This is a genomic window from Hydrogenophaga crassostreae, assembly GCF_001761385.1.
In the GTDB taxonomy this organism is placed as follows: Bacteria; Pseudomonadota; Gammaproteobacteria; order Burkholderiales; family Burkholderiaceae_C; genus Hydrogenophaga; species Hydrogenophaga crassostreae.
In genome coordinates, this window is the sequence record NZ_CP017476.1 from 4,284,440 (window position 1) to 4,298,321 (window position 13,882).

Annotated in this window: 15 protein-coding genes and 1 pseudogene; 4 read left to right on the top strand and 12 right to left on the bottom strand. The window is 61.2% G+C overall.

Going from position 1 to position 13,882, the window contains the following annotated elements:
• Positions 1-29 precede the first annotated feature (29 nt).
• The 12 genes and pseudogenes from LPB072_RS19830 to LPB072_RS19885 all read right to left on the bottom strand — a co-directional run bounded on the left by LPB072_RS19830 (position 30) and on the right by LPB072_RS19885 (position 9,573).
• Positions 30-257: a rubredoxin gene (locus LPB072_RS19830; RefSeq protein ID WP_066086574.1), complete on the bottom strand. Its 228-nt coding sequence runs from the start codon at positions 255-257 to the stop codon at positions 30-32.
• Positions 254-1,123: a hydrogenase expression/formation protein gene (locus tag LPB072_RS19835; RefSeq protein WP_066086570.1), complete on the bottom strand. Its 870-nt coding sequence runs from the start codon at positions 1,121-1,123 to the stop codon at positions 254-256. Before LPB072_RS19835 ends, LPB072_RS19830 begins: the two co-directional genes overlap by 4 nt.
• A 38-nt stretch (positions 1,124-1,161) precedes the next feature.
• Positions 1,162-1,668, bottom strand: coding sequence for a thioredoxin domain-containing protein (locus LPB072_RS19840; RefSeq protein ID WP_066086566.1), 507 nt, complete (start codon positions 1,666-1,668; stop codon positions 1,162-1,164).
• A gap of 29 nt (positions 1,669-1,697) precedes the next feature.
• Positions 1,698-2,003 (bottom strand): HypC/HybG/HupF family hydrogenase formation chaperone, encoded by a 306-nt coding sequence (locus tag LPB072_RS19845; RefSeq protein ID WP_066086563.1) that lies wholly within the window; start codon positions 2,001-2,003, stop codon positions 1,698-1,700.
• An 83-nt stretch (positions 2,004-2,086) separates the two neighbouring features.
• Positions 2,087-2,752, bottom strand: coding sequence for a HyaD/HybD family hydrogenase maturation endopeptidase (locus LPB072_RS19850; protein ID WP_066086560.1), 666 nt, complete (start codon positions 2,750-2,752; stop codon positions 2,087-2,089).
• A 22-nt stretch (positions 2,753-2,774) separates the two neighbouring features.
• The gene (locus LPB072_RS23270; protein WP_082876757.1) at positions 2,775-3,116 is read right to left on the bottom strand and encodes a HigA family addiction module antitoxin; all 342 of its coding nucleotides are present in this window, start codon (positions 3,114-3,116) and stop codon (positions 2,775-2,777) included.
• Between the two features lie 179 nt (positions 3,117-3,295).
• On the bottom strand, positions 3,296-4,036 hold the full coding sequence (gene cybH, locus LPB072_RS19860; RefSeq protein WP_066086558.1) for a Ni/Fe-hydrogenase, b-type cytochrome subunit: 741 nt from the start codon (positions 4,034-4,036) through the stop codon (positions 3,296-3,298).
• Positions 4,037-4,080: 44 nt separating this feature from the next.
• Complete coding sequence (locus LPB072_RS19865; RefSeq protein ID WP_066086555.1) at positions 4,081-4,683, bottom strand: HupE/UreJ family protein; 603 nt, start codon at positions 4,681-4,683, stop codon at positions 4,081-4,083.
• A 33-nt stretch (positions 4,684-4,716) separates the two neighbouring features.
• Positions 4,717-6,576: a nickel-dependent hydrogenase large subunit gene (locus tag LPB072_RS19870; RefSeq protein WP_066086551.1), complete on the bottom strand. Its 1,860-nt coding sequence runs from the start codon at positions 6,574-6,576 to the stop codon at positions 4,717-4,719.
• Positions 6,577-6,596: 20 nt separating this feature from the next.
• A complete protein-coding gene (locus tag LPB072_RS19875) occupies positions 6,597-7,685 on the bottom strand; it encodes a hydrogenase small subunit (protein WP_066087136.1) in 1,089 nt (362 codons plus the stop codon).
• A gap of 355 nt (positions 7,686-8,040) precedes the next feature.
• Positions 8,041-8,250 (bottom strand): annotated as a pseudogene (locus LPB072_RS23275) (integrase core domain-containing protein); the annotation flags it as partial.
• Between the two features lie 684 nt (positions 8,251-8,934).
• The gene (locus tag LPB072_RS19885) at positions 8,935-9,573 is read right to left on the bottom strand and encodes a 5-formyltetrahydrofolate cyclo-ligase (RefSeq protein WP_066086540.1); all 639 of its coding nucleotides are present in this window, start codon (positions 9,571-9,573) and stop codon (positions 8,935-8,937) included.
• Between the two features lie 39 nt (positions 9,574-9,612).
• Between LPB072_RS19885 and LPB072_RS19890 the strand changes: the two genes are divergently transcribed.
• The 4 genes from LPB072_RS19890 to LPB072_RS19905 all read left to right on the top strand — a co-directional run bounded on the left by LPB072_RS19890 (position 9,613) and on the right by LPB072_RS19905 (position 13,867).
• The gene (locus LPB072_RS19890) at positions 9,613-11,580 is read left to right on the top strand and encodes a lytic transglycosylase domain-containing protein (protein WP_066086536.1); all 1,968 of its coding nucleotides are present in this window, start codon (positions 9,613-9,615) and stop codon (positions 11,578-11,580) included.
• Between the two features lie 5 nt (positions 11,581-11,585).
• Positions 11,586-12,488 carry a complex I NDUFA9 subunit family protein gene (locus LPB072_RS19895; protein WP_066087132.1) on the top strand — a complete coding sequence of 301 codons (903 nt, stop codon included), beginning with the start codon at positions 11,586-11,588 and terminating at the stop codon, positions 12,486-12,488.
• A gap of 159 nt (positions 12,489-12,647) precedes the next feature.
• Positions 12,648-12,986, top strand: a complete 339-nt coding sequence (locus tag LPB072_RS19900; RefSeq protein WP_082876756.1) for a metal-sensitive transcriptional regulator — start codon at positions 12,648-12,650, stop codon at positions 12,984-12,986.
• A 173-nt stretch (positions 12,987-13,159) separates the two neighbouring features.
• Positions 13,160-13,867, top strand: a complete 708-nt coding sequence (locus tag LPB072_RS19905; protein ID WP_066086533.1) for a glutathione S-transferase family protein — start codon at positions 13,160-13,162, stop codon at positions 13,865-13,867.
• Positions 13,868-13,882: the final 15 nt, after the last annotated feature.

Genomic DNA, 13,882 nt, shown 5'->3' on the forward strand with positions numbered 1-13,882 from the left:
TCGCCATGCGACGCAAGAGGTTGTTCATATCAGTCGGGCATGAGCAAAAACTGATCGGCCTCGCCATCGCAGTTGGGGCAACGCCAGTGCGCCGGCAGATCGGCAAACGGCGTTCCCGCGTCGATCTGCCATTGAGAATCTCCCTGCACTGGATCGTAGACCCACCAACAGATTTTGCATTCCAAGCGCGAGCTGGGCCGCAACGCATTGCGGTTGCCTAGATAAGAGCCTTCGAAGCCCTCGAATTGGTGGCTCACGCAGCCTCCAGATACGCCATCACATCGTTCAGGCGTTCGAACGAGTCGCGCAGATCTTCGGGCGCGGCCATGGCCACCTCGGGCATGTCCACGACTTCAACCGTGTTGAGGATGACGCGGTCCATCGAGTTGTAGTACACCACGCGCCAGCAATTGCGCATGCGGGTGTTGGAGATCCGGCAGTTGCCATAGCCGCGCGAGAGCATCAAGACACGACCGGTGCCCAAATGGTGGTCGAGAAAGCCGATGTCCTCTTGCGTGACAGGAAGAAGGGTCAGGTTGACCACCTGGGGCAGCTGGCCGACTTGCCAGCGGCTCACATAATCGCGAATTTCCTCGATCAGCATGGGTGCGTTCTGTACGTTGGGAGGCAGTGCGCCGGTCCACACGGGCATCTCGTCAAGTGACCAGACGTCTTGCGCGGCCGTCGTGGCAAACAGTGATGGCACGGGGCCGACCTCGATGGCGTCGCCAACCAGCTCGCCGGAGCGGTACGTCATGAGACGCCAGACACCGGCAAAAACCGCTTCCTGCACGCGCACTTCCAAACCATCGGTGCCGAGCTGCACGACGGCACTGGCTTCACCCTCACCAAGCACCTGGTTCACCAGAGCAAAGTCCTTGGCGGCCATCAGGCCCAACGGTATATGGCCAGGCGCGCCACCCTGACCACCGCGCTCGAGCAGTGCGAGCACCTGCTCCAGCGCACTGCGCGCCTGGTCCAGGCCCGCCAGCTCTTCAGGCTCGGGCAGCACCGGCGGGCGGTAAGTGTTCATGTCTCTTGGCATGGGCAAGTAGTCCAGCGTCTCGTCTTCGATCTGGGTGCCTGGGCCGAGCGCCACGACGGGAATAGGAAATGCTTTCATGAGGTGTCCTTGTATGCGTTCGTATGCGTTCGTGTGGGTCAGTGGCAACTGCTGTCGCTGGCGGCTGCGCTGTTCTGGCTGACGACCGGGATACCAATGGTGGGCGGGCGCGACGGAGGCAAATCGAGCGCGGCAGCGACGGCTTTGACGTACACATCCCAATCCTGCATGCCAGCCATGGCGGTGACATATTGGCCATCGCGGAAGAACAACAAAGTGGGCCAGCGCTGCGACCCGTAGCGCTTGGCCACGGCATCCTCGTTGTCGCGTGGCACGACCCCCACCGCGAAGCGGCCGGGAAAACTCTTCATGAGCTCGGGCAACACGGCGGCCACATCCTGGCCTTCGGGAAAACGCACAGCGTCGCCCGCGAGTAAAACCACACGGTCGCCTCCACCAGCGGACCACTCTGCAACCGTCTTCTCATCGACCCAGGCTGCGCCGAAATCGCGCGCAAGGCGCATCACCAATGGCGCTGCGGGGTCGTTGCTCGGCTTGGGCATTTGAAATGCGCCACTGGACGGGGTATCAAGGATGGTTGTCATGGTGTCTCCAAGGATCTGTGTTCAAAGTTTCAGGATTGCCCGGCCAGCACGCTGAGCTGGTCGGCAGTCATTTGGGAAGGCAGGGAAAAGCCGGCACCGCCAGCCACGTCCAGACCCTGCATGGCGCCAAGCACGAGGTCGAGCGCACTGTCGACTTCGTGTGCTCGCGTGGCATCGATGCACTCGCGCGCATCGCCCAGAAACACGAGCAGCCAATCACCTGGGGCCACCTCGCCCACCAACGCCGTGGTGATCCGGCGTCGCTCGCCACGCCCTTCGCACCAGGCGTGACCGGGCTCGACGGCCGTGACCTGCATGGGTATGCCGATACACATATCAGTAGCCCCCCTGCCGACCGAAGGGCTCTGAGCAAACGCTCGGATGGATTCGAATGAATTGATCGAGGAGGTACAACATCTCAGCTCACTTCAGAAGGAAAGAAGCGCTCGTCGCCCTCTCGGCAAGCCGCCTCCGGGCTTGGCCGCTGAATTTCATAGGCAGCCAAGGCCAGTTCATCCACCGTCACGGATTCGCGCTGGCTCAATGGTGCGCTGCGCGCTTGGGGGTTCCCGCCCCAGCGGTCGAGTTCCTCCATCCCCAGGCGCAAGGCGTCTTCCATGGCGGCCTTCACCACCGGGCGCAGGCTGCCGCCGTAGTCTTCCAGCTCTTGAGGCTGGCAACCGATCAGCAGCACCTGCTTGGGGAACTTGCCGGTCAACTGCGCAAGCGACAGCACTTCCTGAAAGCCGGTCTGGTGCAGGCTCATTTTTTTCGCACCCATGAAACGGGGCACATCGTCGTCGCGCACCAGCTTGAGTTCGCCTGGCACCAGTCCGTAGTCAATGGCGTCAAAAATCAGCAGCGCGTCGGCTGCCTGCACGAACTGAATCAGGTACAGGCCCTGAGTGCCACCATCGATCAGCTCCACATGGGGGGCGAATTCGTACCGTTGCTGCAGCGCTTCGATGCAGCGCACGCCAAAGCCCTCGTCGGCCCAGAGCAGGTTGCCTATGCCGAGCACGACGATGGTCGCAGGGCTGTCACCGGTGGGGTGACAGGCGGATTCGGAGGGATCGATGCGCATGATGGGTGGTCCCGTCAAACAGTCAAAGGGAAGAAGAAGCTCTCGGCGCGCAAAGGCGCTTCCAGGCATGGAAGCTGTCCCAGGCGGCCTGGTGTGTGAGCCAGAAAGCGGCGTCGATACCAAACTGCCGCGCGCAGCGGATGGCTGTGTCGGGCGACATCGCCCGCTGGCCATGCACCAGTTCATGCAAGCGCCGACGCGACAAACCCAGCACCCGCGCCGCCTCGCTCTGACTCAAACCCATAGGCGCCAGACAAGTGCGCGCCAGCAACCGCCCCGGATGCACCGGCGCACGCGATGGCACACCCTTGGGCGGAAGGGCCGAAGCAGCAACAAGCCAGCGAGGACGGGAAGCAAGCGGCATGGAAAGGTAGAGTGAAGGAAACAGAAGAAGTGAGAGACGAAACGGAAATACTGAACAACGCACCCGACGCGAAATGCCCCAACCCAAGGTGCTGCGAAACCGGCTCCGCCGGGCCGCCAGCACCGCCCCTTTGAGGGAGCGACGCGCCTGCGGCGCGGCGCGGGGGTGGGTCTATCCCGTCAATCCTTGAACGTGCGGTAGCCAGAAATCATGGTGCTCACGATGCTTTGGCGACCCATGATGTCTTCGCGGATGGCGGCATACACATGAGCGATCACAAAAATGGCCATGGCCCACATACCCATGTGGTGCCAGGTGTGAACATCCTGGCTTTGGCCCATCAGCGGGATCACCCAGCCAAACATCTGCTCTTGCCATGAGCCCATCTGCGAGCCTTCGCCGTACAGCGCGAAACCGGTGACCACCATGAACACAGCAATGAACAAAAACAGCGTGACCATGGCCATGCGCGCGAGCGGGTTGTGGCCCACGTAGCGCCCCGGGCGCGGCGATACGAAGGCGTACCACTTGAGCATGCTCCAGACCTCCACCCAGTAAGCCTTCTGGAAGATGGGGAGCCAGAAAAGTTCGCGGGCATGGTGGTTGCCCACAAAAGCCCAGTAGATGCGGCCGAGCAGGCCAATGGCCAGTGCGTAGCCGGCGGCGAAATGCGCAAAGCGGATGTAACCCATCAGGAAATGGGCGCTCGCTTCGCCAGGCATGGTCGGCAAGGGCTTGCCAATGAAGTAACCGGTGACCGCGAGCACTGTGATCGCCAGTGCGTTGATCCAATGCCAGATACGCACCGGGGCTTCGTACACATAAACCGACTTGATGCTCTGGCCTTGTGCCAGTTCGCTCTCTTCAGCGGTCGTGGCGCTGGGGGCAGTCAGCCGCTCAGAGGATGTGGTGGACGACATGGTGGTGGGCCTCCTGTGTTCGGTTGCCGTGAATTGGGAGGCCGTCAGGCCGCGAGCTGACCAAAGAGGAAGAGCCCCGCCCCGCCCATGGCCGCGCCCAGTCCGCCCAGTGCCCAGCCCGCGCGTTGGTTCAGCGCTCGCCGGATGCCCAGACCCGTGAACACGCCGCCGAGATGCAGCGCGGCGGTCGTGGCGAGAAAGCCGATCGCGTAGCCGGCAGCGCCGGAAGCGGGTGTTTCAGCGCCGTGCGCCAGGCCATGCAACGAAGCCGCTGCGGCCACCAGGCCCAGACCGAGACCTGTGGGCAAAGCGGTGCGCGAGGCAATCAGCATCATGCCCAACAACCCGACTGACAGCGCGACAGCGTGTTCCAGATAGGGCACGATGAACCCCATCGCGCCCATGAAGGCGCCGACCAGGAGCGCCAGCATGAAGGTTGTCGGACCTTGCCAGGCCTTGCCTCGAGGCAAAGCCGTGACCGACCACAGGCCCACGGCCACCATGACCAGCAGGTGGTCTAGGCCCAAAGGATGCACCAGGCCTTGCATGAAGCTCTGGGTGCCATGGCCCGTGTGAGCCTGAGCGGCGCCAGCCAGACCGGCCAGCAAAGAGGCGGTGATCAAGCCGCGAAGGGTTTTGTGTTGCATGGTGTGTTTTCCTCGTCCGTTGGGTTAGGCGCTTCAGCGCACGGTGACGCGGCTCATTTCCTGGCCGCCTTCGCTCATCACATGGGTGGAGCACGCCAGGCAGGGGTCAAAGCTGTGCAGGGTGCGCAGGATCTCCAGCGGCTGCTCCGGGTTGACCATGGGGGTGTTCATAAGCGAAGCCTCGAAGGCGCCTATCTGGCCTTTGGTGTCCCGTGGCGATCCGTTCCAGGTGGTGGGCACCACGCACTGGTAGTTTTCGATCTTGCCGTCCTTGATCTTGATCCAATGGCCCAACATGCCGCGCGGTGCGGCGACTGTGCCCACGCCTTTCGCTTCTTTCGGCCAGGTGGCCGGGTCCCACTTCTCTACGTTGGCGGTGGCGGTGTCGCCAGCCTTGATGTTGGCGATCAGGTGCTTGAAGTCGTCCATCATCATTTCGGCGGCGTACTGACTTTCCAACGCACGAGCCAGGGTGCGGCCGATGGTGGTGGGCAGCAACTGTTTGAGCGTGTAGCTCGTCTCTGGCAGGCCCAGCGCCCTGGGGATCGCGCTGTTGATCGCCACTGCCGCGCTGTCCACCTGTTCCTTCACGCGCTGGCAGTTTTTGTTGCCTTGTGTGGCATGGGCATAGCCCAGGATGTAGCGCGACAGTGGACCGACCTCGACAGCGTGACCACGCCAGCGTGGACTTTTGATCCATGAGTATTTGGCCGATTCGTCCAGGTTCTCGATCTTGGTTCGCGTGCCTTTGAAGTTCGGACCTGCGGGGTTGTAGTCGGCTTCGGTCACGCCGTCCCATGGATGCAGTCCTTGGTTTTCGTCGGCGTACTTGTACCAGCTGTGGTTCACAAACTCTTGTACCTGCTCGGGATCGCGCGGGTCGATCTCGTGGATCTTGTCCCAGTTGCCATCCAGGATCACGCCACCGGGCAATTGCTGGGTGCTGCGGTCGTAAGGCACTTTTTCATAAGTGCCGTAATCGGCCACGTTGGTCGCGGAGAGACCGCCACCGTAGAGCCAGCCCGCATTCTTGTAGATGGTGCCGATGGCCAATACGTCAGGGATGTAAACGTTGTTGTTGAAGTCGATCATTTCCTGGATGCGAGCCTGCACGAAGTTCAGCCGCTCCATGTTGATTGGCGCACCGGCGGCGCCAGCGCCATCAATGTTGATCGCGCAGGGCACGCCGCCGACCAGATAGTTGGGGTGCGGGTTCTTGCCGCCGAAGATGGTGTGCACCTTGACCCATTCCTTTTGCATGTCGAGTGCTTCGAGGTAGTGGGTCACGGCCATGAGGTTGGCTTCGGGCGGCAGCACATAAGCTTTGCTGCCCCAGTAGCCATTAGCGAAGGGGCCGAGTTGCCCACTTTCGACGAACTTCTTGAGTCGGTTCTGCACATCGCGGAAATAGCCGGGCGAAGACATCGGGTGCGCTGGCGACACCATCTGCTGCAGCTCACTGGTCTTCTTTGGATCGGCCTGCAGGCAGGACACGACATCGACCCAGTCGAGCGCATGCAGGTGGTAGAAGTGCACCGCATGATCATGCACCTGCAGGGTTTTCGCCATGATCTCGCGGATCAGGTGGGCGTTGAGTGGGATCTTGATGTCCAGCGCGTCTTCTACCGCACGCACCGAGGCCAGCGCGTGGCAACCCGTGCAGACGCCGCAGATGCGCTCAACGAATGCCCAGGCATCACGCGGATCGCGGCCTTTCAGAATGACTTCCAACCCACGCCACATCGTGCCGGTGGAGACCGCGTTGCGGATGACGTTGTTGCTGTCGAGGTTGACCTCACAGCGCATGTGACCTTCGATGCGCGTGACCGGATCGACGACGATGCGCCGGCCGGTGTTGTCCATGTTGAAGCCCTGTGTTTCGTATGCACCCATGATCTTGTCCTTGTGGTTCTTTAGGCCGTGGTCTTGGCTTTATCTTTGTCTTTCGAGGTATCGCGCGCCCGCTTGGCCACCGAGACCGCAGCGTGAGCCGCAACCGCCGCACCCACCACGGCTGCTGCCGTACCGCCGATTTCATCGGCCGTGCCTTCGACGCCGAACTGGTGAATCGTGGTGAGCCGGTCGTAGAACGAGCCCTTGTCCCAAAAGCCGTCTTCCGAACAACCGATGCAACCATGGCCGGCCTTGATCGGGAAGCTGGTGCCCTCGTTCCACATCACGGTCGAGCAGGCGTTGTAGGTAGTCGGGCCCTTGCATCCGACCTTGTAGAGGCAGTAGCCCTTGCGCGCGAATTCGTCGTCAAAGGCTTCGACGAACTGGCCTGCGTCGAAGTGGGGGCGGCGGTAGCACTTGTCGTGGATGCGCTGGCTGTAAAACATCTTCGGACGGCCCTGACGGTCGAGTTCTGGGATCTTGTCGAAGGTCAGCATGTAGGTGATCACACCCGTCATCACCTCAGGAATGGGCGGGCAGCCCGGCACCTTGATGATGGGCTTGTCGGTGATCACCTTGTGAATAGGCGTAGCTTGGGTCGGGTTGGGCTTAGCGGCCTGCACACAGCCCCAGGAGGCGCACGACCCCCAGGCAATAATCGCCTTGGCGTCCTTCGCAACGTGCTTGAGCTTTTCAAGAAAGGGCTTGCCCGACTGGATGCAGAACATGCCGTCTTCGTTCAACGGCGGGTTGCCTTCCACGGCGAGGATGTACTGCCCCTTGTACTTGACCATGATCTCTTCGAGGAGGGCCTCTGCTTGGTGACCTGCAGCGGCCATCAGGGTATCGTCATAGTCCAGAGAGATCATGGACAGCACCACATCCTTGGCCAACGGGTGGGCGGAGCGGATGAACGACTCGGTGCAGCAGGTGCATTCGAGCCCATGCAGCCACAGCACTGGTGTGCGTGGTTTGTTTTCCATGGCGTGCGCGATCTGCGGCACGAAAGACGGAGCCAACCCCAGCGAGGTAGCGGTAAGCGAGCAGTACTTCAGGTAGCTGCGGCGTGAAATGCCTTTGCGGCGCATGACCTCATAGAAGGTTTCCATCATGGCTTGTCTCCGATTTTTGTGACGTTCTGAACCAGCCTTCGAATCAAGTACCTAGAGACACTCGATCAAAAACGCTTGTTGCCCTACCTCTGTTGCACCTCTCATGCCACCTAACGCGTTTATCGGGAAAACACCTAGCTCAAGCTTTCAAGTCCTTGTTTTTATTGGAAATTTCTACCACAGCTTGTGTGTAGCTAAATTCAAGGGAATGTGCGCATGGAAAGCAAACTCTCACCAGGGACGCTATTTCGGTATTTTGTTTTTCAGTCTTCTGAATTTCGCCGCCTTCGTTCGACCGCTCTTGAAACAGTGGTAGTCCCCCCGATTTCCAAAGTCCGCAGAAGTAGGACGGTTATGCAGCCATGGCCAGATGCTGCTTTGGGGTGAATCCGCTCAGGGCCATGTTCGGGCGGTCGTGACCGTAGGGCCACATCCGCTGCGTGGCGAAGTCCTGAACCTCCTCAATGCTGGACCAGCAATACTGGGATAGCCATTCGTGGCGCACCGTTCGGTTGAACCGCTCGACATAGGCATTTTTCTTCGGCTTGCCTGACTGGATGTATGGACTTCACCCGCATCTATAGACAATTATCAACTTCCAGTTCGAAGTTGCTCGAAGTCCATCAGGATCAACTGGTCGAGATGGCAGTGCCTGGTATATGCCCGGCGTCGATCGTCAAGCTTGAGCTTTTCAGAGGTGACCACGGTCAGGAAGCAAGGAAGCGAACGCACAGCCTCACATCTCCCGCCCCCCATCCCAGATCTTGAGAACGCGACTGGCCGCAGGGAAACCCTCCAATACCGCGCGTGTTGCTGCCAATGCCAGATTGATCACCGGTCAGTTTGGCATTGGCGGCAACAAACTCACATTCAACCGCGATTTGAAGAGGTACCTGCGGCATGCAAAGTTGGGTGACTGCAGCCCCCTCGATGCCGGTCATCGATGCTGCCGCAATGCCGGGCAAGCCAATGACAGCTTCGTGCCCGGCACCGTGAACCTAGCTCCCGGCCACAACAGACAGCAATCGCTGCACAGCCGAAGCTCAGGTCGGCGCGGCAGAGGGCAGCAGAAGGTCGAATGCAGCCGGTCACAAGTGTGGGCAACAGATGTACAAGATGCAGATTCGTCACTACGGAAGTACCCACAAGCCAAAGATGAATGGCGCAAAGTACAAAGCTCGCGGCATTCTTCATCAGCTCGGTAGGGGGAAGCGACCCGCTAAGCGGCGGAGCGTGGGGGGCCTTACTACTTCCGCGGCCAAACGGTACCGGTATCGCACAGGATCGCGTCCAGCGGCACATCGTGTGCCTCGGGCTCCAGATCGGGCAACCAGGCAAAGTCATAGCCCAGGCCCACGGTGTAGGGCTTGGGTTGCAGGCTGGCCAGGGTGCGGTCGTAGAACCCCCCCCCATAGCCCAGCCGGTAACCATTCGGACCATAGCCCACGCAAGGAACAAAGATCAACGTGGGTTCAACCACCTCGGTGTCTTTGGGCTTGGGAATGCCATATGCGTCTTCCTCCATCGGACAACCGGGGTACCAGGTGTAGAAGGTGAGCGTTTTGTCCACCTTGTTCACCACAGGCAAGCCGATTTTCCGGTGGCGCTGCGCACTCTTGGCGTCTTCTTCCAAACCGGCTTCCTGCCAGCGGTACAACGCGGGCAGTGGATCAAACTCTCCTTTGATAGGCCAGTAGGCACCGATCACCGCTTCAGGCCTCTCAATCAGCCAGTAGCGCAATACGCGCTGAAGCAGGTCGTTGCGCCAGGCGCGATCGGCGAGGTTCTGACGCTTCTCGATCAGTTGCTTTCGCCAGGCTTGCTTGGACCCACTGACAGCAGGGGTTGCGGCCGCATTGGCATCGGGCGATTTTTTGGTGTCCATAATCAACGCATGAATCAGGGAATTACCCATCAAGGGAACATGAAACGCAGTCTCTTTGCCATTATGGCCGCGCTGACGCTTCAAGGCGCTGCCTGGGCCCAAGACAGCCGCGCCGACGCCGCAATGGTGGAAATGCGCGACGCCTACAGTCACCGGGACAAGGAGAAAGTGAACAACCTGCTGCCCAGCGTTCGCGGACATGTACTGGAACCCCTTGCGTTGTATTGGGCGACCAAGCCACAACTGGAAACGGCAGCGCCATCCACCATCCGGAACGCGCTTTCCCGCATGGCGGGCAGCTATTGGGAAGACCGCTTGCGCAACGACTGGTTGCTGCAACTTGGCAAGAACCGCGACTGGGCCAACTTCGAGATCGAGTTGCCGCGCTTTCGCATGAACGACGACCGGCAGGTGCAGTGCTACGGGCTCATGCTTGATGCAGCCGCCAGACGCATACCCGCAGGTGAAGCCGCTCGCCAGACCACCGAGCTCTGGCACCAGCAGCGCGACGCCGAAGATGGCTGCTCAACGGCAGCAAAAGCGTTTCTTGACAGTGGCCACATGCCGCCGGAAGCCGCCTGGATGCGCGCCCGCCTGGCTGTGGAGGCCAACAAACCCGATGCGGCATTGCAAGCCATCGGTCTGCTTGACCCTCAGTGGGCCGGCATCGCCAAAACCATTGTCAAAGACCCTGGCGACTACGTTGACGACAAAATCACCGCGATCCGGCCGCGCACCAAAGAACTGGTGACCTTGGCGATTGTTCGCCTGGGCGCCATCGATCTGCCGGCAGCGGTGCAAAACCTGCAACGCAAGCGCTGGGCCGTTCAGCTCACCGATGAAGAACTGGGCTGGGCCTGGGGCTCACTGGGCCAGCGCGCGGCCAAGGCCCTTGATCCGAATGCACTGAGCCTCTACGCCAATGGGCAAGACCGCTTCATGAGCGCCGACCACCTCGCGTGGAAAGCCCGGGCTGGTTTGCGTGCCGGGCAATGGAACGCTGTTCGCGACGCCATTGCCGCCATGTCTCCCGCTCAACGCAGCGAACCGGTCTGGGTGTACTGGCAGGCACGCAGCCTGCAGGCGCTGAGGTTGCCCGAAGCGCCACAACAGGTACAGGCTTTGTATGCATCGATTGCGTCAACCACCGGTTTTTATGAACAACTGGCCATGGAAGAACTGGGTCAGGCCATCGGCGTCCCCCCCATGCCTTTGCCTGTAAGCACCGAAGAGTTGCGCACGGCGGAAAGCAACCCGGGCGTACAACGCGCGCTCACTTCATTCCGACTGGGACTGCGCAGCGAGGCCGTGCGCGAATGGCATTACACCGTGGCCCTGCACAGCACGGTGGATCTGACCGACCGCGAGCTCCTGGCCATCGCCCAACTGGCCTGCAACAACAGCCTGTGGGACCGCTGCATCAACACCAGCACCCGCACCCAAGTGGCGCTGGATCACAAACAACGCTTCCCCACCCCCTACTTGCCGCAAGTCACCCAGCGCGCGCAAGCCATCGGGCTCGACCCGGCTTACGTCTATGGCCTCATCCGCCAGGAAAGCCGCTTCGTGGTCGCTGCACGGTCGGGTGTGGGGGCCTCTGGCCTGATGCAAGTCATGCCAGCCACCGCGCGCTGGACTGCACGCAAGATCGGCCTGACCGATTTTCAGCCGTCACAAATCAACGACCGGGACACCAATATCCAGATCGGCACGGCCTACCTCAAACTCGCTCTTGACGATTTTGAAGGTTCCATGCCCATGGCCGCTGCGGCCTACAACGCAGGCCCGGGTCGCCCGCGCAGATGGCGCGAGGGACCCACGCTGGCCGGCGAAATCTGGACCGAGAACATTCCATTCGATGAGACCCGCGACTATGTCAAACAGGTTCTGGCCAACACCACCAACTACGCAGCCCTGTTGACAGGGCAACCGCAATCGCTTCGTGCGCGCCTGGGCGTGGTGATGCCCAGCGCGGTCAAAGCGCCACCCATTCTTGAATCCGAATGACCACCATGACCCACTCCAATCGCCGCATTCTGCTGCTCGGTGGCTCGGGCTTTCTGGGGCGCCATGTTTGCGAGAAATTGCACCGCGCCGGGTTTTCCATCACCGTGCCCACCCGCCGCGCGAGCAACGCCCAGAGCGTGCAACACCTGCCCCGCCTGACCGTGGTCGAGGCCAATGTGCACAGCGAATCAGACCTGGTGCGCCTGTTGCCGGGGCACGATGCGGTGGTCAACCTGATCGCCATTCTTCACGGCACCGAAGACGCCTTCGAACGCACCCATGTGGCCCTGCCAACCCAATTGGCCAAGGCCTGCGCCACCAGCGGTGTCAAGCGGCTGGTGCACGTGAGCGCGCTCGGCGTGGCCCTCGACAGTCCTTCCCGGTACCAGCGAAGCAAGGCGCGCGGGGAAGCGGTACTGCGAAAGGCGGGGCTTGAATTGACGGTGTTGCGCCCCAGCGTGATTTTCGGTGAGGGCGACCGCTTTCTCAACCTGTTTGCCCGCCTGCAGTCGGTTTTTCCCGTGGTGCCACTGGCAGGCGCCCAGGCAAGGTTTCAGCCGGTATGGGTTGAAGATGTGGCCCTGGCGGTGGTCGAGTGCCTGAAGGTCACCCCTTCACCATCGGTGATCGAATGCGTGGGACCTGATGTGATGACGCTGGCCGATCTGGTGCGCGTCGCTGGGCGCCATGGCAGCCGCCAGCGACCCATTGTTCCGCTGCCCATGGCGGTGGGCCGGTTGCAGGCCATGTTGATGGAACTGGCCCCGGGTGAGCCCCTCATGAGCCGCGACAACCTGGCCGCCATGTCGGTCGACAACGTCGCCAGCGGCACCCTGCCTGGCATGGGCGCACTGGGCATCAGCCCCTCCAGCGTACACAGCATCGCACCAACCTACCTGCGGGCGTAAAACACCGCCGAACCATCGGGCACAGGTGTTCAAGGCGCCTCTGCACGCAAGGCCCCGCCAAAGTCGCCTGGGCAACCGGTTCAAACTCAAACCAGCCCAATCTGGATGGCGGCACCGTTTTTCCAGACTGATCACCGAAACAAATCCACAGGACAACCCATGGCCACCCCAGCCCCCCGCACCGTTGCACGCAAATCTGCCGCCAAGGCCGCTGCACCTGCTCAAAACCCGACCTACCGCGCTGAACACCAGCGCGACGTGATCAACCGCTTGAAACGCATCGAAGGCCAGGTGCGTGGCCTGATCGACATGGTGGAGCAAGGCCGGCCCTGCGAAGACGTGGCCCAGCAGATGTCTGCGGCACGCAAAGCCATGGACAAGGCGTTCTACCGAATGATGGCCTGTTCGGTCATGGAGGCGGTATCGGATTCAGGCAACGGCGGCGAAACCTTGCGCGAGGTGGAGCGCTCGACCCGGATCCTCGAACGCTATGCCTGACAACACCGCCTTGTCCATGCCGTCTTTCAACTCTTTCAACGGGAAGCCGTCGCAACCCTGAACAGAAACACCACCCTGGCCCTCTGGTCATGGCGCATCAAATCGCGTATTTTTGAGCATCAATCCGCCCCCCGCTGCGTTTTAGGATGGGGCTACTTTTCTGGAGTGATCCCATGGCATTGAAGCTTTACATCGGCAACAAAAATTACTCATCCTGGTCCATGCGGCCTTGGGTGCTGCTCAAACAGGCGGGCATTCCGTTCGAAGAGGCCATGGTGCGCTTTGACTCCTTTGAACCGGGGTCGGCTTTCAAAAAGTCCCTGCAGGGCGTGTCGCCCATAGGCAAGGTTCCCGTGCTGGTCGACGACGGGTTTGCTGTCTGGGACACGCTGGCCATCGCCGAATACCTGGCCGAGAAATTTCCAGAAAAGACCCTGTGGCCAGCCAACGCCCAGGCCCGAGCAAGGGCCCGCAGCGTTTGCGCCGAGCTGCACAGCGGCTTTGGTGCCCTGCGCAGCCATTGCCCCATGAACATCGAAGCCAGCCTGGTGGACACCGGCCGCCTGCTCTGGCGCGACCGGCCCGCCCTGCGCGCCGACATGGCCCGCCTGTGTGGCCTGTGGGGCGAGTTGCTGGCGACGCAACCCCAGAAAATGCCCGACGGCAGCGGCCCCATGCTGTTTGGCACATTCACCATCGCCGATGCATTTTTCGCTCCGGTGTGCATGCGCCTGAAAACCTACCAACTGCCGCTGCCAGCCGATCTGGCAGCGTATGTGGATCGCGTGGCTGCGTTGCCGGGCGTGCAGGCCTGGATTCAAGACGCTCTGGCCGAACAGGATTTCCTGGACTTCGAGGAGCCCTACCGCCTCGGTCGCTGAGGCCAGCGCCCACTG